We start from the raw sequence: 20,648 nt of genomic DNA, 5'->3' as shown, positions 1-20,648 counted from the left end.
GCAATGAACCCGTTGGGCCCGCCAAATTTGTCGCATCAGCGCCGGATCGTTTCGCAGCTCACCACGACACCGCGCTCGAACAGCAATTCTTCGACATCGCGCAGGCTGAGCTGGAAGCGGAAATACCACCGCACGGCCTGAGCAATGGTGGCCGCAGGAAACCGGCGTCCACGATAGAGCGAGGTCGTTTTCATGTCGTTATCCTACGCAAACGTGACAATGCCGGTGCGTCGTTAAAAGTCCGCGTACCTTGAGCGAGGGATCGGGCACGCGGACCGGCAGGCTGGACTCCAGCTAAAAATGCCTTGCTGGCATTAACGGTTCGGCGCCACCCCGGTGGGCTTGGTGGCGGCGGTGGCGCTGCGCAACTCGCCCATGGTGGACAGCAGTGAGCCTTGCATATCGTCGCCATCCAATGACCAACTGAACACGCCGCCCAGTTGCTGGGCTTTGACATAGCCCAGCTTGGTGCGGATCACATCCGGTGTGTCATAACTCCAGAACTGCGTGCCGTCATAGCTCCACAGCTGCTTGGTGACGGGATGCACATAACGCGCGCCTGCGCGGCCCCCCAGCACACGATAGTCCTCGTAACCGGCCTCGTAAGTGCCGGGCGCGGGGCCGGTGGCGCTTTGATACAGGCCATTGCCATAAGGGCCGGCGGCCACGCCGGTCCAGCCGCGGCCATAGAAGGGGATGCCTACATTGATGCGGTTGCGGGCCAGTCCAGCACTGACCAGGGCATTCACCGCGTCGTCGATATCATAGAACTTGGCGTCGTTCTGGGCCGGATTGGCCGGATCCGGGTAGAGGTTGGACTGGAAGTTGGTGGGGCCTTGCGCTTCCCAGCCGCCATGGAAGTCATAAGACATCACATTGGCCCAGTCCAGGTAAGCGCCGTAGTTGCTCGGTTCGGTATTGCGGATTTTGTCCACTCCGGCGCCCAGCGCGGCGGAAAGGTAATAGCGACGCTTGTTCTGCTGGCCCAGCGCATCCAGCTGACGGCGGAACTCCGCCAGCAGCAGGGTGAAGTTTTGCTTGTCCGCCGCGCTGTAATGATTGGTGGGCAGGCCACCGGCCACCGGGTATTCCCAGTCGATGTCAAAGCCGTCAAACACGCCCAGCGCCACACCCTGTCCCCCAGCGTTTTCTTGTTGCGGCAGGTTGCCCTTGATGTAGAGGTTGATGCAGGAGGAAACCAGCGCCTGGCGGCTGGCGTCACTGGCGGCTACGGTGGAGAAGTTCTTGGACCAGGTCCAGCCGCCCAGGGAGATCAGCACCTTGAGCTGCGGATTTGTCAGTTTCAGCTTACGCAGTTGGTTGAAGTTGCCGCGTAGTGGGGTGTCCCAGCTGTCTGCCTGGCCGTCCACGGACTCCGCCGCGGAGACGGCGCGCTGGTAATCCGCCCAGGCGTCGCCGCCATCGCCATTGCCGCTTTCCGCGACCGTGACCATGCCGCACTGGCCGTTGGCGTAGACATTGCCAAAAGCGTAGTTGAGCACGGTGAGTTTTTTATCGCCACCGCTGGCCATCAGGTTTTTCACAAAGTACTGGCGCTGATAAATGCCCCATTGGGTGAAATAAGAGCCCACGTTGTAGCCCACGGTGGGCGTGGGTTCCGGCGGCACGCCGCTGCCTGAGCCGCCGCCGCTGACAGGCGCGCATGAGTTGGCGGCGCGCTGCTGCCAAACGGCCCCTTGGCTGGCTGTAGGCGTTTCCCCTCGCGTCCACCATTGCGCTTGCCAGGTTTGGCCGTTGTACAAGGCGTAATCGCCCGCGTTATAGATCTGGCTGGATTGCCAGGCGCTGCAGCTGGGCAGCGCATGGGCCGCAGAGCTGGCCACGATGAGGCTGCTCGCGCCGATCAGGGGCAGGCACAGGCGGTAAATCGAACGTTGCATTGCATTCTCCTTTGCTTTATGGCGGATGCCGGTGATAAAGCCTGGTTTACTTTGGTATGTATTTGGTATTAAAGTGGTATCAGTATTGGTCAGGATTTGGGAAATGCAAGGAGAATTTCGGGGCGCTTCAGAAAATCTATGGCCCCCCTTTTTTTGCAAGACTGATTTCGATGTCGTTGTTGGCTTGCGTAAATCTATTCGGCACCGTTTAGGGGAATGACTTCCCGCACCACGATGAGATTCGCGCCTGGCGGTCCTAAAAGCGGAAGCAGTCTGGCATAGGTGCTTGGAAAACGATTATTTAGAAAATCCATCTTGATCGGCTGCAGATGTCGGGGTAGTCGATATCCCGAAAAATCCGGCGACGACAATGTGATAACTGTTAAGTCAACCTTAATACGCTGTTGAAGCGCATCGTATTCTTGAACATCGGCACGGATATGCATTTAAATACGTAACAATGTCCACGGCGGGGCCCTGCGCGAGATCCGCGCTCGCATCGCTCTTCATACCCGAAGCAGGGCGCGGAGGGCTGCGAGTCTCGTTGAGACGTCACAGCCCGAGCACGCGCTCGAGGGCTGGTTCGACCCCAGCTCATTGTGCGGCTCACGGCCGCCGACGTCGCTACGTGTGCCGATCTGCTCACACTGATTCGCAAGCGGCGTCAGCGCTGGTATCGCGCGGCGCTGTACTTCGGCCCGCCCGGCGCGCACCTGGCAAACCACGGTCCGTGACGGCGTTACGAGGATGGAGTAGGAGGCACCACGGGCATCGCCCAGCAATGAGTATCAGCCTCCCGAGCGAGATGGCCGACGGCGTGCGGCAGCAGGTCGCCAGCGGCACCTATGCCACGTCAGAAGTAATGAATCCGCAACGCGCTGCGCTGCGCGGGCTCGCCGGCCACAAGCCGAAGTGACCGACCGCCATTCGATTCGGTCGCGCCGTGGCACCCCTGTATCTGGCACCATGTGAACCGCACGCTGGTATCAATTGATACTTTATGGAGGGATCCGACACGTTGCTTGTGCCCCCTGAAGCGGTGGCCGACGTGATGGAGCTTCGGCCGGTACCGCATACGCTGGCGGAGCTCGAGGCCCGTGTGCGCGACGGCCTGCCGAAGGCCGCGCGCGAAATTAGCGATCGGCGACGGCGACGCGGACGTCAGCGTTCGTGACGTTGACTGCAGTCCTCCAATATCAACCAGACCCCATAAAAACTTCGCTAGTCAGCATTATGTCAAATAATAAACCTACCCGGCAACAACACTGAAATCACCGCGGTACAAAGCTCGCCCCTCCATCGTGCCCTTGCCCATAGCAGACACCACTTCACCATGACATGCGACAGATCTTGGCATGGTTCTCGCCAATTCCACGGCGGGGCAACACGGGCCGCAATCGATTATCCATGAAGCGTTTTCTTCATAAACCGATCGATCAATCTTTCAGCCAGGTTCCAATCCACCATCGGCCGAATAATGAGAGTATCGCAAACTTTATTCAATAAAATGAAATACCAAGCTTTCCCGCCAAAACAAAACCACTTATATGGGAAATGCCTTGACACTTTAGTGCGCCACCTCCATAGTCAAAGAGCGGTTTTAACCCTAATTGGAGGAACCCGTGCCCACTCTTAGCTATAACCTCACGCCTACCGTACAAATTCAAACCGTAGTCACGTCGCAGGGCGCATCGACGAATAACGTGGCCACCGTCAGCATCATCAACGCTGGCACGGTCATGTGGACCCAGGTACTCATTCAAAGCGCAAACACCGGCGTCACGCCCGAAATCAAAATCGGCGGCGGCAGCGCCGAAGTCGTGATTTACGCCGGCAGCTCGTTTACGTTGACCGTACCCACCTCGCTACAATCCGGGAACATCTTCGCCAATCTCACCTACGATAGCGGCGACAACAAGGGAATCCAACTGCAAAACCAGTTGTACAGCTGGACGCTGACGGATAAATAATCATTCGGTGATGATGCGTCGTCTTCTCACGATAGCGACCCTCATCACCGTTCACACGCTGGCCGCGGCACAAACTGTGTCCGGCCAGCGCGAAATATCGTCGCTTACCGTCTTTTACTCGACCAGCAACACCCCGCAAGTGCAGGCAGATATTTCGCTAAGCCTGGGCGGCGCAAGCGTCGATCATTTCGTCCTCACGTATTCAAAGCCGCTGCATCACTTTTCAGTCGCTTTCGACAGCATCAAGGCAGAAGGCTCAATCAGTCTCGTCATCGCTGCTTCGCCCGATCCGTCCCGTATCGATGGCGTCTTCTCCATACAGACGCAGAAGAATCCACCGTTTCAGTTTAAAGGCAGTGTCGTGTCATGGAACGTACCTGATACAGCCGTACTCGCGCAGATGGATTACAACCTTACGAGTTCCGTCCTGGCCAGAACACGTATCCAGAACGGCAGTCGTTATGGTGCCGAGGTCGCCTTCATCGACGCGGGGCAGCAGATCTTCACCGCTTTCTTATTACCGTCTTCTCCGGTTGCCGTTGTGCCGGCCGACCTGATCGTGGGTTCGGACAAGATCAACGGTAGCGCGCAGTTCGTGCTCACGCCGCCTTCCGGGCTGGCGAACGGACAAGTGTTCTTGTCCTGCACCTTCTCGTCAGCAACGGCACCGCCTACGAACTTCGCAGCCGATATCGCGATCTGGCCTCTGGGGAGCAAAGATGAGCGTAGCGTTCGAGCAAGTGGCAAAGTCGGGCCTGTATCAAGCCCCGCCCGGCGCCTCCATCGGTTGGTGCGCCTATCTCCTCTCCCCCCAGGACGACAATCCGAACGCGCCGATCCCGCTTCAAGACGCGCTGACCGGCTATAGCGGCTCCTTTGTATTCGCACCGGCCGCCCCGTCGTTCACCAGTACGGAAACCGCCAACGACTTCGTATCGGCCGTTCAGAATTGGCTCGCGCCTTCCGGCGTGCTGGGACGGTATTGCGTCTGGCTCCCCAGTGCCGCTCCGCTGACTTTCGGGGCGCCCTCCTTCAGCGACAGCAACGCAAAGTATTTCGCATTCTCCTTTTCACGGCAGATCGCGGGGTTGACGCTTCAGTCCGACTTCAATGCGAACGTCGGAACGGATCTCTTTCTCGCGATGCCAAGCGGGATCTTTCTCGACACGCAGCAAGACAGCCTCCATTTCCGGGGGCTCAGTCCTTTTATCGCCATCAACTGTCCCGCCACGCTCAGCTTCACCGTTGCCTCGAACGAAAACGCCGCGAACGAGGCCTACCTTCCGTTCTCGGGGAACTGCGCAGGTTGCCTCATCGTGGCCGGCAAGATGACCATCACGCCCGGAGCCAGCGCTCTTCTGGTCGGCATGCAGTTCGCCTATGGGAGTCCGGGTGCGCCCGATACCGTGCAGCAGTTTCCCCTGCTGGATTTGAGTGCGGCCCAAACGATGCCCTACCTGGCGTCGTTCGACCCTATCGATCCGATCTGCACTGGCCCGTTGTCGCGATCGCAACCGGACGCCGGCATCTATCGCACGATCGTGACGCTGCCCGCACCGGGTGCCGAGGTATCGTTGCCGAGCTGCTACCGCACCGCGACCAATCAACCGGTGTGCCTGCTTCCCGTTGCGAGCGGCAGCGTGCCTTCAGGGCCCGCCGCGTACGACGCAGGCTTCGTCTTCCAACCCGCCACGCCGATGGTCATCGATCCGGCGACCGGCCTGCCGGTCAGCACCACGTCTTACGCAGCGCCCGTCGGCGACTATCGGCTCGGCGTCGCGGGGAGCACGACCCAGATTTCGGTGCTGTGCGGGCTCGCGGGCACCGAAACCTTGAACATGGAGCCCGTCGGCGGTACGGCGTCAGCGGATCTGCTGCGGTTTATCGCGTGTTCGCCTGCCTATACGCCGGTCTTTCCGTTGCCGGCAGCCGACCTGTCCAACCCTTCCTCGGGTGTCGCGACGCCGCCTCTGCCACAGCCCGCCGCCGGCGCGACGGCGTACCTCACGAGCTGGACCGAAGTCGTCGCCAACGCGCAAGCGGCGCCGACCTACAGCGCTCAACCAGAGGGCAATCCGCTCTTTGGCCAGGCTGGCCCCTATGGCAACGGCAGCACGGTCGTCGGCGCCTTGCAGCCCACCACGGCGCTCGGTCCCGTCAGTTTCCCGCTGGCGCCCTGGGCCGGGGTGCCGCTGTCCGCCACAGCGGGAATCCCGCCGGACCAATGGAGCAGCTACGAGGCCAAAGTGCTCTCGGCAACACGGCGCAATACGATTCTCGCGTCCGCGCGCCCCCTGATCGCTTCTGCCAAGGCGGCTCGCGCGGCGCTCGCGACGACAGCCGCCCCGCCGGCGGTCATCCCCAATGGCACGACCCCGCAAGGCTTGCTCGCGCAAATCGAGACAGCAGACGGCCACACCGACTATGCGGCGGTGATTCTTGCCCAGTCGCAGCCTGATCCGACCCAGACACCCATCCAGATGGCGTTTCTGAGCATGAGCCCGGAGCTTCAGGGCCTCTTCCAGACCAACCAGCTGTTTGCCGTCATCGTCAACAACCAATACGTGGGCACCTCCGCCGATGGCAGGTTCGCCAACACGGTGGACGTCGCCGGCTGGACCATGCAGATCAATGTCGGAGAAACCGCCAGCTCGTCGAACGTCAGCAACGTGCTCATCCTGAAGTTCTGCATCGGCACGCTCACGGACCTCGTGGCCACGCCGAGCGCATGGGTCGACCCATCCGACTTCTCCAACCCGGATGCCAGCTCCGGCGTGGCCGTGCTGTCGCAAGCCTTGCAGGGCTACTTCGCAAGCGCGATCGCCAAAGCGGACGCAGGCAACGCGCTGTACGCGAACTTCAAGGCGATCGTGACCAATCCGCAGTGGCAAGGCGTGCTCGCGCTCGCCGCCGACATGACGCCCGAGGATCTGCCGCCGCAACTCGCCGGCCTTGCCGCGGGCATCGATTTCAGTCAATTTCGCGCCCACCACTTCGGCGTGACGGCAAGCCCCGTTCACTACGACGGCAAGAACTTCTCCATCCCCGGACAAAGCAGCTTCTTCGGACTCGTCGACTATCAACTGCCCGCCTATGTGCAGAACATCGCCGCCGGCGGGTCGCCTACCCAGCCGCTGCCCCTGCCCGTCAGCGGCAATTACAACTTCACCGTCCTGCAGCTGCAGAGCCTGTTCTTCAACAGCACCCTCGTCGATTTCCAGAGCCACGTACAGGTCACGATCAATCAAGCCCTCGGCTCCACCGTGACGGCCTCGTACGCGGGCGCCACGCAGCTTGCCGCCAACGGTGTCGTGCTGACCGGGTACTACCAGAGCCAGGGCGACACCGGCACCTACCTCTTCGAAAGCGACGCCACGACGGTGATGGTGCCGGACAGCAACATCCTCGATGCGCTCGTGATCGACAAGATGATCTACAACACGCTCACCAGCAACGACGGTGCGACGCCGCCCAACATCCTGAGCCGCATCCTGATCTGGGGCAGCCTCGACTTCGCCGTGCTCAACGACGGCCAGGGCAACCACTTCGACGTCATGTCCTATGGCATGCCGGCGGACACGGATTCCGCGAAGGCCACGGGCGGCCTCGCATTCTCGAACCTCCACATCGATATGTCCTCGCCGGTCGCGAGTCCCAACATGACGACGTACCAGATCGTCGAAACGGACATGGTCTTCGATCAGGCAGGCAGTCTGCTTCGAGCCGGAAGCACGGCGGCGGGCCTCGCGCTGCAACCGCAGCGCTTCGTGGCGGCAACCGCCGGCACGACGCCCGCCGCCAAGGGCTTCCTGCCGGTGCGCTTCACGACGGGCGCGCCGCCGCAATTGCCGGTGTCCCAGGACTGGTACGGCATTTCCTTTCTGGTCAACATGGGCGGCCCGGGCGCGCTCGCGTCGGCCGCGGGGTTCACCTCTCAACTGCTGTTCGCGTGGAGCCCGCAATCAGCCCGCAGCGCGACACGCTATGCGGCCTTCGCGGGCCTGCAGCTTCCGGGGGCCTCCCCCGGCGCCAGCGCATTCAGCCTGCAGGGCGTGGTCCAGCTGACCGTCGGCAACATCTCGCTCTCGTATGCGCCGATCAACAACGGTGCGACGCCGCCCACCTACGCGTTCACGCTGTGTCTCGGCAATATCGCCGTCAGCTTTCTGGGCCTTGCCAAGCTGCCCTCGAGCGCGAGCATCGACATGTTTCTCTTCGGCGATCCCAACGGCACCGGAAGCCTGGGCTGGTACGCGGCCTACGTCGAGAACAGCGCATCCGCGATAGCCAGGCTGCCTACCTCCCTGGAGACGGCGCAATGAGCACGATTCTCTACTGGAATATCCAGGACTTCGCGATCAACAAGATTCAGGACCAGGGGCAAAAGCGCAACCAATACGGCAAGCGCCGGAAGCTCGACACCCACTCGGCGCTCCGATTGAACTACATCGCCGACCATGTCGAAGACCTGAAACCGCAGATCTTCGTCGTCGTGGAGGTCGAGGCGCCCCAGCTCGCCGCGCGCGGAGAACTCGTCCACCAACACAGCGGCGGCGGCGCCGGACTGCTGGTATTGCTGGAAAGTCTGCAGACCATCGGACCGTACGATCTGGTGCCACCCATCAAGACGGGCAACCACGAGAGCGTCGGCATCTTCTTTCGTCGCGACCAGCTGGTATTCACCGGTCCCAATTTCTGGGCCGGCGGCACCGCGCCATCGCCGAACGCCACGACCTTCGCAACCAGTGCCGACTATCCATTGAGTTGGCAGACCATGGCCGCCACCGCGATTCCTGCCGGCGCATGGAATCATGGCGGCGGCGCAACCCAGAACCGATGCGCGGCGCGCGTCGAGTTTGCCCTGCCGGCCCCACCGGGAGGCAACATCGACTTCGGCACGCTGAGAGCGCCGATGCAGGCGACGTTCTGGGATATCGCCAATAATCGAAACGTCAATCTCTTCATCGTGCACTCGCCGCCATCGCCGGCCGCGGCCGCGACCTTTCTCAACAACCTGGCCACGATTCCCGTCATCACAGGCGCCGCTGCCGCCAATGAGATACGCCTCGTCCTGGGAGACTTCAACCTCAACCTGCTGACGCCGGCCGGCGCCTACACGAACTGCTACGGCAGGCTCTGCGCGGCGCCGGTTACCTATCCGTTCGCCGTGGGGTTGCTCCCCAACCCGATCGGCCCCGCCCCTGTGCCGGGCATGGTGGGCCAGTACCGGGCCTACTTCGCGACGCATATCCTGCCGATCAAATCAACGAAGGACAAGGAATACGGCAACGTCATCCGTTCGGGAGCGCGCTTCTGGAGCACGTCGACCACGACCAGCAACTATCCCGGCTTTGACTACACGTCGGTGTCGTACGACGCCGCAGGGAACATCGTGTCGCCCTCCGATTCGCTCGACAACATCCTGTACAAGGCCGGCGCGGCGGCGGCCGTCGTGAACCCGCCGCAGATGACGATCATCAATGGTGTCGTCGGTTCGGTCTATCGTGCCGTGGGTGGCAACCCCGGCGCGGCCAATGTGGGCCACAAGGCATTCACGACGCAGCTCGAAACCGTCTGGAATCTGGTGTATCCCCCGCCGCCGCCTGTACCGCCGGCGCAAATACCGCCCGACGTCGCCGTCCGGGCCAACGCAGAAAACATCCTGGGCATCCGGAACGGGTTCATTCGCAATCTGGGCAACTACCCCACGGTGCGCGGGACCAGCGATCACCTTCCTCTTTTTTTCAGCTTCTAGAAGAAGCGCGGCGCCCCTGTTTCGAACGTCATGCAGCCCTAACTACCCAGGAGTTCGATCGTGTCTCTTCAGTCGCTGCAGACCGCCTTCGCCAACGCCTCGTGGCCCGTCAACCTCAACGCCGCCTTTCTTTCCTCGGCAGGCGTGACGCCGCCTGCCGACTTAGATGCGCTGCTCAAGAGCGCGTTCTGCCTGGGCGATGCCACGGGGCTGTCGGTCGGGCAAGGCACGGTCGGCGCGGTGGCCGGCGACACGTTCAGCGTCACCGGCGCGACGTTGACGAACGGGCTCTTCGGTGCGACGGCCGCCAATACCGCCGTCGCGCTCGTTTTCACGCTGCCGGCGGACACCTCGACCCTGCTGGTCCAGATCGTCACGAATTTGCGCGGGGACTGGAGCTTCGCCACCAGCTCTTTCCAGATGGTGGGCAAGCCGTTTTCGATGCTCGCCATCACGCAGCCCTGCATGCTGTTTTCCTCCGCGGCGGGCAGCGTGAACTGGCCCACGCCGTCGAGCAGCGCAATCCCGCTCGCCGCCGGCATGAACTTCGCAGGAACGGCGCAGCTCAACGACTATGCACAATCGATCCTGAGCTTCACGAGCCCGGTGCTGACGCTGCCTTCGCCGCTCGTCATCAGCGGTCCGTTCGACGCGTCGGCCGTCGCCGCCTCGGGCGCCTATCCCGTCATGGATCTCAACGCATGGCTGCCGTCGACGAGCTTCTCGCTGCTCGGCTTCAGCGCCGTCGCGCCGCGCTTCGAGCTTTCCATCGGCCCCGTCCCGGCAGACGCGGACCCCGACGACGACGAGGACGCCGCGCAGGACATCGCCTACGTATTCGCCGCCACCGTGACCACGGCCACCACGCCGCCGCTCGTGGTGGACTGCTCGGTCATGATCTTCGCGGACAACGCCGCCGGTGGCGGCAACTACTCGCTGTTCCTCACGCCGTCGAAGGCACTGCCCAACGCCCTGACGCCCGCGAATATCGCAGCCATCGCCGGCGTCGACACACAATTCATTGGCGCGGTGCCGGCGCCGATCCAGCGCTTCTTCACGAGCATCGCCCTCCTCGGCGTCAACGTCACGGCCGTGTGGGCCTCCGGCGCCGCCACGCCGTCGATCACCTCGACGGGTGTCTCCGTCGGGACGGTGGACGGCTTCAGCCTGGTCCTGATCGACGATCCCACCGGCAAGTTCAGCGTCACCCTGACCTCGCTCGAGCTGGACTGGTACGTTCTCAATCCAACCGCCAAATCCAGGCAGCAATCGCTGCTGTTCACGAGCACGTTCACACTGATGCCGACCGTGTTCAAGGACAACGACGGCAAGGATGGCGGACAGTTCGTCGTGACGATCGACCAGGACTACGCGATCACCGCAGCCTTCAACGGCCAGGTCAGCCTGGCGGACCTGCTGCCGGCGATCACCGGCGGCCTCGTCGGCATGCCCTCGGGCATCGACGTGACGTTCAGCGACGTCCTGCTCTCCATCGATACCAGCGCCGGGGCGTATTCCTTCTCCTTCGTCGTCAACCTCGAAGTCGACGTCATCACCTACAACGGCAATCCACTGCTGCGCGTGCAGGACATGGTGCTGGCGATCGGCGCGCAAACGCCGCGGACGGCGGGCGCGAAGACGACCTACAGCGCCTCGATGACAGGGGGGCTGATCGTCGGCCCCGTGGGGCTGAACGTCGCAATCGAGTACGACGGCGCAGCGGCGCGCCCGCAATGGCTGCTCAGCAGCTCGCTCGCGTCGCCGCTCAATCTCGGCGAACTGCTCGTCGACCTCTTCGACGTGCTGGACAGCGATCTCGGCAGATTCCTCCCGGAATTCCTGCCAAGCCATCTCGTCGTCGAAACGTTCTCGGTCGACGCCGCCATTCCCACTGGCACCGGCGCGTCTTCGTACTCGATCTCGGGCGCCCTGGACTGGAGCACCGATGCGCTGCCGGGGCTGCCGATCGCCTGCAAGGCAAGCCTCGCGCTCGCCTATGACGGCAGCCTGGCGACCAACCGGTTCTCCGGCTCCGTGCTCGGCACCATCAGCCTCGCGTCGATCCCCTCGCTCACGATCGGCTATGCGTTCAACCAGCCGGGCAGCCAGGGCGGAACGACGCTGACCGTCCAATGGGCGGGCGTGACGGGCGCCTATGACAGCACGCATCAGACCATCACGCTGTCGTTCAACGGCTGGAGTCTCGGCACGCTGGTGACGGAACTCGTACAGCTGACCGGCGACTCTTATTTCTCGCTGTCGGGCCCCTGGACCTTCCTCAACTCGATTTCGCTGGACGGCCTGTCCATTACGTTCTACCTCGCCGCCGACGCGAAAAACCAGATCACCGCCTCCTACACGCTGCCGAGCCCGATCACCACCGGCTTTCTCAACATCGAGGGCTTCGACTTCAATCGCGATCCGAAGACGAACAAGATCCTTTTTTCGATCCGCGGCTCGTCGCCGCTCGCGAGCAGTAGCGACCAATGGAAAAATCTCTTCGCAAGCCCCGACAATGACGGGTCGAAGCCGGCGCAGGGCCAGGACGTCACCCAGATGCCCGGTGTGCCCGGCCAGGGCAACGAGCTCTTCGACCTGCAGCTGCTGGCCCTCGGCCAAAGGGTGTCGATCAACGACGCCAACCTCAACACGACGAAGCAGGTCATCGATTCGCTCAAGCTCATCCCGAGCACGCTCGCCGGCGGGGGCAATCCCGTCAATCCCGGCAGCGGCGCGGCGAATCAGCCGTATTACAACGCGCAGAGCAACTGGCTGATTGCCGCTCACATGCTCTTGCTCGGCGTAAAGAACCCGAGCGGCAAGGGGTACACCTACACCATCGACGTCATGGTGGTCTTCAACGACCCCAATCTCTACGGCCTGCGCCTCGCCTTCGCAGGCAGCAAAGCCGGCCCGCTCGCCGACCTGTCGTTCGACATCATGTACAAGAAGGTCACCGACAGCATCGGCGTCTATCAGATCGAGTTCACGCTTCCCACCGCGCTGCGGCAGTGGAACTTCGGCGCGGTCAACATCACGCTGCCGTCGATCGGCGTGGAGGTGTACACGAACGGAGATTTCCTCTTCGACGTCGGCTTCCCGTACAACATGGACTTCTCGCAGTCGTTCGTTATCCAGATGATCGTGCCACCCGGCATACCGGTCATGGGCGGCGGCGGCTTCTACTACGGTCAACTGAGTCATGCAACGGCGACCAACCTGCCGAAAACGATCCATGGCACCTTCGATCCCGTGATCGAGTTCGGCCTCGGCCTGCAGGCCGGCATCGGCTACTCGATCGACAAGGGCATCCTCTCGGCGGGTTTCTCGATCACGTTCTTCGGGATTATTCAGGGCGTCATCGCGCCTTACCATCCTTATCAGCTGCCGAGCAAGCCCGGCAGCGACACCAGCGTCCAGGCCACCAACTACTTCTGGCTCGAAGGCCAGTTCGGCATCTGCGGCAAGCTCTACGGCACCGTCAATTTCGCCATCATCTCGGCCAGCGTCTCGCTCACCATCACCATCGCCGCGCAAATCGTCTACGAGGCCTACCACGACATCCCGCTTTCGGTCTCCGCATCCGTCTCGGTATCGGTTTCGGTGCGCATCAATCTCGGCCTCTTCTCGTTCTCGATCAGCTTCTCGTTCGCCACGACGATCTCGGAGGATTTCACGATCCGGAATCCGAGCCGCGACCCGGCGCCCTGGCTTACGCCGCCAGGCGCCGCATACGCGCTCGAAGCGCCGCGCGGCCGGGCGCTTCCGGCGAGCAACCGTCACCGCGCAAAGGTCGGACGGATGCGCCGCATGGAAGCCCGGCGCGGCGTTGTTCCGCTGACGTTTGCCGCGCATCCTTCGTTCACGGCCCGTGCGAAAGCCAATGCGGCCGGTCTGGCCGACGCAGCCCCCGCGACCCTGACGATCCTGATGGCACCGCAATTCACCGTGCTCGCTCCGGATGTCGCCAATCTCACGCTCAAGGGCCAGCAAGGCGCGTTCGTCACGCTGTTCTCGATGGACGCGCCTTCGGCGGACGGCAAAGGCAACGCCTCCGGTTCGTCGTTCGCGAGCCTCTGCAGCGCACTGCTGCCGTGGGTGATCACCTCCCATCCGGGCATCGCCGCCGACGCGTTCGACACGACCCCCGTCACCATCGAGGATCTGAAGGTCACGCTCAATTCGCTCGCGTGCCCCACCACGCAGCCTGCCATTCCCATGGCGAGCATCATCGATTTTCTGAAGGCGACCTTCACGGTCGACGTCGTCACGGACCCTTCGCTGCTCAGCCAGTCATTGCAGGACCGCTTCAAGGCCGGTGCCGTGATCTTCCCCGCGCTCCCGGGGCTCGAGCTCACCGTGCCGTCCCCCACGGCCGGGGGCAAGACCGTCTCGATCGCGCTCGGCAACTGGGCGCAGGTCACGCCGGACTATCGCAGCGCCTTGATCGCAGCGTTCAACAAGCTCGCCGCGACGCTCGTCAATCCGGCGAATCCTCCGGCGTCGCCGCCACCTTCCGACTGCCCGCCGGCGACCTCGAGCACGACGCCGGAATCGCTCACGCAGGTCGTCTTCGAGGATTCCTTCGCGTTGATCGCGCGCCAGCTCCTGCAAGCCGCGATCGACGCCTACACGTCCTACCCGTACGTCCTGCGGCAAAACGATTCGATCCAGTCGATCGTGGATTTTGCGCACATCGATGGCAAGCACAATCCCGACTTCACGCCCGCCGATCTCGTCAACGCCAACAGCGCGCTGACGCTCACCGCCGGCAGCGTTCTCCAGCTTGCGGGCCTCGGGTACACGGTGCAAAGCGGCGACACGCTCGACGCGATCGCGGTCCGTTACACCGCGCCGACGAACTCGACGGCGGCCTACGCGACGACCCCCGATGCGTTGATCGAGCTCGACGCCAACGCGCGCGCGACGGCGCTGCTGCAGCCGGGCGTCACGATCACGGTCGGGACGGCATCGACGACGACCGAACCCGGCAGCAGCTTCGCGTCGGTCGCCGACGCGCTCGGGATCCCGTTGGCCACGCTCGCCGCCGACAAGGATCTGTGGGCGATGAACACGCTCTTGCTGCCGGGAGCGACGCTTGCGATCCCGTCGATCGCCTACACCACGGCAAAGAGCCCGCTCGACACGCTCGAATCGATCTTCAACTCTTTCGGGCTCACGACGGAGGCGTTCGTCGGCGTGGCGCAAAACCTGACCGTCGCCGGCCTCTTCGAATTCGATTCGAGCCAGACGACGCTCGTCCATTTGTCCAACCTGGACGACCTCACGGGCGAGCAGCTGGCTCAGGCAGTCGCCGCGGGCGAAACCATCGGAAACACGGCCGGCATGGTCTCGCGCTTCATGCTGCAGGGGCTGCGTCTGCCCAACACGCCGGGGCTCACGTTGCCGTCGGCCTTCCTGTATCCCGCGCAGCAGCCCGACTACGGTCTCTATCAGTTGACCGGCCAGCAATTCCCGGTGACTTCGTTTACCGACGTTCCGATCTCGCTGGCGAAGGAGAAAACGCTCGACTGGCTGCAAATCAACGGAAGCGCCGGCAACGACTCGGGAAAGATGGATCTCTCGCCGGCAGCGGCCAATCTGCAGACCGTGCTCGACTGGGCCATCGCCCACGGCTACAACCCGAACGGCCAGAACGTGGAGCCGCCGCTGACCGTCGCCGCCGAAGCGCCGCTTCGGCTCGTGCCCCAGCAGTTCGCGGCGTCCGCCTATCTGCCATGGACCACCTCGGGCACGGCCGAGATGTTGCGGATCGCATCGGCGCCGGGTTCCAAGCCGAGTCCGACGGCGCAGGTAAAGCCCATCGTGTGGGCGCTTCCGTCCTCGCTGTTGAGCGCCGTCGAGATTCAGCAAGGCGCGTTGACGGCGGATGCGGACCTGAGCGCGGCGCTCCCCTATCTGCCCGTACTGGCGCCGATGACGCTCACCACGGACCCGACCACGCATATCGCGATCCCGGCACCCGTGGCCGATTTCACGCTGGCCACGCGCATCGACTTCAAGATCCGTCAACTGCAGCAATCGGCCGGCGCACAGACCCAGACGGCCACGACGAACACGCTGCTGCCGGCCGGTCCCGGCAACGCGCCCCCGGTCACGCAACTCGCCCCGAATGCCTATGAGCTGCTCGGCCCCAACCCCAGCGACGCGCAGCTGCTGGAGCGCATCCTGCTCTTGCTGAAGGCAGCCGGGCCTTCGGCCATCAGCGGCCTGATCGTCGGCTACGGGGACCCCTCCGGCGCACAGGCCGGCCTCGTCGGCCACCTGACGAGCGATGTCTACACGTTCGTGACGCGCACCAATCTGTCGACGCAGGGCAATCCGCCGCCCCAGGCTCGCGGGACCGCCGCGGGCCTGGCTTCCGCCGACGGAGCCCAGCAACCGCTCGTCAACAACTTCGCCAACGACTTCAGCGAATTCATCCAGTTGCTCTGGGAGTTGAGCACCGTGCAGTCCGGCGGCTACAGCTTCTATTGGAACGGGCTGGCGAAGGGCACCGCCCTGCCGTCCGGCATCTTCGACGCAAGCGGCTATGCGACGCTCACGATTCTCGTCACCTATGCGCGTGACGCGAGCCTGCCCTCGAGCGCCCGGATGACCGATTGCTGCAACGCCGTCGTGACGACCGGCAACATCGATCCGGCCCGCAGCACGTTCGTCATGGTCTCGCAGTCGAATCCGCAAACGGCCAGCATGCGCAGCGCCGATACGCTCGCCGGCTTCGCGACGCGCTATTCGATGACGCCCGGCACGGTCGCCCGCGACAACCCGCTGGCGCCGCTGACCCCAAGCAGCACCTTCGCATTGAGCGCCGCCGTGCACGAAGTCACCCCCGCGGATATCGCCAGCGGCGACGTCTGGGGCACCGTCGCGCGCTACTACTCGCATAACGCCACACCGGCAACGGTCATCACCGCCGCGGCCCTGCAAGGCTATAACCCTCGCGCCACGGCGCCCGTGCTCTATACGCTGCTGTTCATTCCCACGATCGATTACGTCGTGCAGCAGGGCGATACCTTCTCCGGCATCGCCGAATACTTCGGCCTCGACGTGGAGCAGGTCGGCAGCATGGCGCAGCGCGCGGCGGGACTGATTGCGAACACGCAAGCGCTCAACGTCGATTCGCAAGGCTTCTCGGTATCGCAGTCGATCGGCGTCGGCAACATCGGCCTGCAGCTCACGCGTGCGAATCTCCCTGCGCCCGTAGATCCGGCCAGCGCCGACTATGGGCAGCAGTACCTGTTCTCGCTCTACTCCCTGCTCGACGCCGGCTACCACGCGAACCCGTTCTTTTCGAACAGCGTCGCCGGCCTTCCGTTCGGGCCGACGAACAACAGCAGTGCGCCGCAGACCCGGCGGCAGCTTTCCGCACGGCACGCCGATCGCACGCTGCAAGCGTCGTTGCGGCATGCGTCGCGCGTCGCCGCCATCCTCGACCCTCATGCGCGCCGGGCCATGCTGCAGGCTGAAGCGGCCAGCGGCATCCTCGGCTATGAACAGGCGCTCACGTTCGGCGCCAACGCGCTCGCGAACGCCGCGCCCGCCAATCCGCCGGCGAATCTTCCGCCGGCGAGCGCCAATCCGTATCTGGGCGTCGGAACGTTTGCGCAGCTCAGCCTGCGCTGGCTCGACGTATTCGGCAACCAGACCGCCACGCCTTTCAACGATCCGCCGACGGGCTACACCGGCCCGCTGAACAACGCCCCGATACCGATCCTCTACACGGATCGGCTCATCGCGCTGAGCCAGTGGCCGAATGTCAGCGCGTCCTACCGCTATGCGGGCTCCGCGGGCGCCCCGCAGCTGCAGATCACACTCCAGCTCAACACCGCGGCCTACCAGCCTTCGGCGGGCCAGCCGGCGCAGGCGGCGGTGACCGATGCGACGCTCTTCAACAACGTCTACTTCCAGCTCAATCAGGACTATTCCCGCCTCGACATCCCGGGGCTCACCGGCGCCGCCGTCGCCCTCGCGATCCGCAACAGCCTGACGGGCGCAGCGGCACAGCCACTCGACGCGACGGCCGCCGCGCAATTGATCGACTTCGTCAACCGTTGCGCACAGACCGTCAATGCCGCCGCCGCAAGCCAGCCTGTCGCACCGCCGGCGGACCTCTCCGTCAAGCTCACGCTCGACATCGATCTCGCCAGCGTTGTCGATCAGAACGTCACGCGTCTCCAGCTCTGGCTGGTTCAGAGCCGCCGGACGGATCTCGTCGATCCAAGCCTGCTCGATACGACGGGTGGTGCATCGATCGAAACGGAGATTTCGCCTCAGCTCGATTACGTGCTCTCCGTGCCGGCGCCGGCGCCTGCGGGCGAAGCAGACGACGCGGCTTCCGATGCGTCAGTGGACGCGCTCCTGACCTTCGCCCGCGGCTTCGAAACCGCCTTCGTCACGCACGACTGGCAACTGCGCGCGGGTACCGGGCCAGCGGACCCCGACGAGGCGCTCTCGAACCAGACCTACACGGTATGGTCGGTTCGCTTCAATCTGAACAACTCGTCGAAAGGGATCGCGTTCACGTTGGGTACGGCGGCCTCGTTCTTCGCGCCGAAGCCGCTCGCCAACAGCCTCTATTCAGGCAGCGTCGTCCTGCCCGTCTACACGACAGGAAAGCCGCTGCAGTTTGGAAGCGGCCCCTCCACACGCTTTACGAACGTCGACCTGAACAGCTGGTTTGGGCAAGCACTGGAACTCATCGACAACTTCCTGTCGCCCGCGTATGTCGTTCAGACCTTCATGCTCGACAAGCTGCAAGGCAACGATCCGGCATCCGCGGGCTTCCTCTTCGACATACTCCAGGACAAATCCGCACTCGCCACGACGATCGCCGGGACCATCCGGTCGATCCTCGCCCAGCCGGACGCTTCGCCGGCCACGCTGGCGGCCGCCAAGGAGACGTTGAAACAGTCTCTGCTTCAGCAGCTCGGCAACGCCTACGCCGTCACCGCGACAGTCGTGCTGCCCGTGACGAACGCCACGACCCACGAGCCGCCTCAGCCGGGCACCGCGAGTCCGCCGGCCCTCTATGGGCTCCCCGTGAATCCGGCACCCTCGGCACCGAACGCCAGGACGCCCAACTATACGTTTTCGCAGGCGCTCCTGCCGCTCAATGCCGCCACAGGCGGCAAGACCGAAGAAAACGCAACAGCCGAGTCGGCGCTCGCCTTTTTGTTCACGTGCTCGAACCCCACGTTGCAGACCAACGTGTCCATTCCGCTCACGTACCAGATCACGCATCTGCAGAACGACATCACCGCCGTGGCCGGTATCGACGGGTACCGCCAGAGCAGCTGGATCGGGTTCATCACGGGCCCGATCTCGTATCCGATCAATGCCGGCAACACGCTCGAGATTCCGGTCGCCTTGCTTGCGCTGCCCACACCGCCGACGGCGCAGGCGCAAACGGCGGACGCGAGCAAGCTGCCGCCGGCCCCTGCCCCGCACGACCTCGTACACTGGGACTACACGTTCACCTACGTGCCAAGCGGCGTCGCGCAGGACTCGCTGCTGGGGACGGTCGCTTTCAACACGCGCGCCATGCAATCGAACAGCGCGAATGCACCGTCGAATGCGCTGTTCGTCGCGCTCGCCGGACTGCTTTCCTGCGCGCCCGCGATCTTTGCCGATTTCAATACGTATCTGCCACAGATCACGCCGGATATCAGCACCACCACCCCCGCCTACCTCAACGCAGCCGCCGCGCTCGCCGCATGGAAGACGCTGATCGGGAGCCTGAATGCCGCTTACGCCGATTGGGCGAACGGCAAGCGCTCCGCGCCCGCATTGCTCGACGCCGCGCCCTCCGGCCCACCGCCCGTCACGCTCAGCTTCTCGGTCGAGCTGGAAGAGGACGAAAACGATGGCTCGGCGCGAGTAATCGTCGATCATGTGAGCGGTGACGCAAGCCTCGTCCCGCTCATCGAGTACTTGTCCACGTCGTATACCCCGCTGCCCGCCGATCCGCCCTCGACGTACCCCGCGACCTATCGCTATTACGATTCCGCGACGAAGCAGTATCTCGGCTATGAGGCCGCGCTCGGACTGCCCATGACGGCGGCCTTCTCGGCGCTTGATGCGGTTCGCTACCAGACGGGCGACACGTCGATTGAATTCCAGCGAAATCTCGATCTCGTTCCCGGCCGGACGGTCAGCAACGACTTCGTGTTCTCGACGCCGCCCGTTGCCTTCGCGACACCCGCCGTTCCGCTCGTGCCGGCACCCGGCACGCGCTACGACCTCGCCTCGCTCAAGCCGCCGGTCTCGCCGCCGGCGCAGCTATCGGCGTATCTCGACGCGTTCTTCACGCAATTGCTGGCGACGGATGATGCAAGCTGGGTGATCGCACAGGTCAGCGCGAGTGCCCGGTACCCGATCAGCGAAGCGGGCGTTGGCCCTCGCATCACGCTACCCGTCGCCCTGATGCCATCCGGCGAACCGTCGTCGTCGAACATCACCTCGCTCGCCAATGCCGTCAGCGCATGGCTCACCGACCATCGCAGCGCGTTAAAGGGCATTGGTGCAACGATCAACCTCTCCGTGACGCTGCACGGCACCGCGCCGGGAGTGAGCCTTCCGATCGTCAAGATCGACGATGTGTATGTCGATATTGATGGCCTTGCTTGATGATCAAAAGGCGACCGCCCCCAGCCGGTCGCCCGTCCCCGCCTCACGCCGCGGCCGCTTGCGCCCACGGTGGCCGGAAATCCAGCCCGAGATGCTGGCTGATATAGAACGACCCCCAGTCGTTCCGCCGGATCGACTCGAAACGTCCCGCCACCTGCTCTTCGTACGGCAGCAGCATCGGCGTGGTGACCTGCGCGAGAAACTCCTCGCGCAGCATGTCGACCGACGCCTCGATCGTCGACGTGAACGCCTCGACCTCCGGATAATCGGACGCCTCGTACCACGGTCGGCCATCGCGCCGAACGGCAGCTCCAGCGCGATGGTCGACAGGCTGAACAGCGCCGCGTAAAGCCCGATCTCGAACAGCGTGAA

At 63.6% G+C, this 20,648-nt stretch carries 9 protein-coding genes and 1 pseudogene; 6 read left to right on the top strand and 4 right to left on the bottom strand.

Annotated features, from left to right (window positions below):
• Positions 1-38: 38 nt before the first annotated feature.
• The 3 genes and pseudogenes from ACN22W_RS33190 to ACN22W_RS33180 form a co-directional block, all read right to left on the bottom strand.
• Positions 39-194: pseudogene (locus tag ACN22W_RS33190) on the bottom strand (IS6 family transposase); the annotation flags it as partial.
• Between the two features lie 120 nt (positions 195-314).
• Positions 315-1,901: a glycosyl hydrolase family 18 protein gene (locus ACN22W_RS33185; RefSeq protein ID WP_419690340.1), complete on the bottom strand. Its 1,587-nt coding sequence runs from the start codon at positions 1,899-1,901 to the stop codon at positions 315-317.
• Positions 1,902-2,095: 194 nt separating this feature from the next.
• Positions 2,096-2,347 carry a hypothetical protein gene (locus tag ACN22W_RS33180; RefSeq protein WP_343491994.1) on the bottom strand — a complete coding sequence of 84 codons (252 nt, stop codon included), beginning with the start codon at positions 2,345-2,347 and terminating at the stop codon, positions 2,096-2,098.
• 153 nt (positions 2,348-2,500) lie between these two features.
• On the opposite strand from ACN22W_RS33180, the gene ACN22W_RS33175 reads away from it, so the two are divergent.
• The 6 genes from ACN22W_RS33175 to ACN22W_RS33150 all read left to right on the top strand — a co-directional run bounded on the left by ACN22W_RS33175 (position 2,501) and on the right by ACN22W_RS33150 (position 20,276).
• The gene (locus tag ACN22W_RS33175; RefSeq protein ID WP_196319559.1) at positions 2,501-2,635 is read left to right on the top strand and encodes a hypothetical protein; all 135 of its coding nucleotides are present in this window, start codon (positions 2,501-2,503) and stop codon (positions 2,633-2,635) included.
• Positions 2,636-2,682: 47 nt separating this feature from the next.
• Positions 2,683-2,817, top strand: a complete 135-nt coding sequence (locus ACN22W_RS33170; RefSeq protein WP_256249986.1) for a ribbon-helix-helix domain-containing protein — start codon at positions 2,683-2,685, stop codon at positions 2,815-2,817.
• Positions 2,818-3,523: 706 nt separating this feature from the next.
• Positions 3,524-3,871, top strand: a complete 348-nt coding sequence (locus tag ACN22W_RS33165; protein WP_419690339.1) for a hypothetical protein — start codon at positions 3,524-3,526, stop codon at positions 3,869-3,871.
• Between the two features lie 719 nt (positions 3,872-4,590).
• Positions 4,591-8,193, top strand: a complete 3,603-nt coding sequence (locus ACN22W_RS33160) for a hypothetical protein (protein ID WP_419690338.1) — start codon at positions 4,591-4,593, stop codon at positions 8,191-8,193.
• On the top strand, positions 8,190-9,626 hold the full coding sequence (locus ACN22W_RS33155) for a hypothetical protein (RefSeq protein ID WP_419690337.1): 1,437 nt from the start codon (positions 8,190-8,192) through the stop codon (positions 9,624-9,626). Before ACN22W_RS33160 ends, ACN22W_RS33155 begins: the two co-directional genes overlap by 4 nt.
• Before the next feature lie 60 nt (positions 9,627-9,686).
• The gene (locus ACN22W_RS33150; RefSeq protein ID WP_419690336.1) at positions 9,687-20,276 is read left to right on the top strand and encodes a LysM peptidoglycan-binding domain-containing protein; all 10,590 of its coding nucleotides are present in this window, start codon (positions 9,687-9,689) and stop codon (positions 20,274-20,276) included.
• Positions 20,277-20,319: 43 nt separating this feature from the next.
• Here ACN22W_RS33150 and ACN22W_RS33145 read toward each other — a convergent pair whose 3' ends face one another.
• Positions 20,320-20,493, bottom strand: coding sequence for a hypothetical protein (locus ACN22W_RS33145; RefSeq protein WP_419690335.1), 174 nt, complete (start codon positions 20,491-20,493; stop codon positions 20,320-20,322).
• Positions 20,494-20,648 lie beyond the last annotated feature (155 nt).

This window comes from Burkholderia theae, from assembly GCF_048565265.1.
In the GTDB taxonomy this organism is placed as follows: Bacteria; Pseudomonadota; Gammaproteobacteria; order Burkholderiales; family Burkholderiaceae; genus Burkholderia; species Burkholderia theae.
Note: the sequence above shows the minus strand (reverse complement) of the source record. Positions and strands in the feature narration are given on the sequence as shown.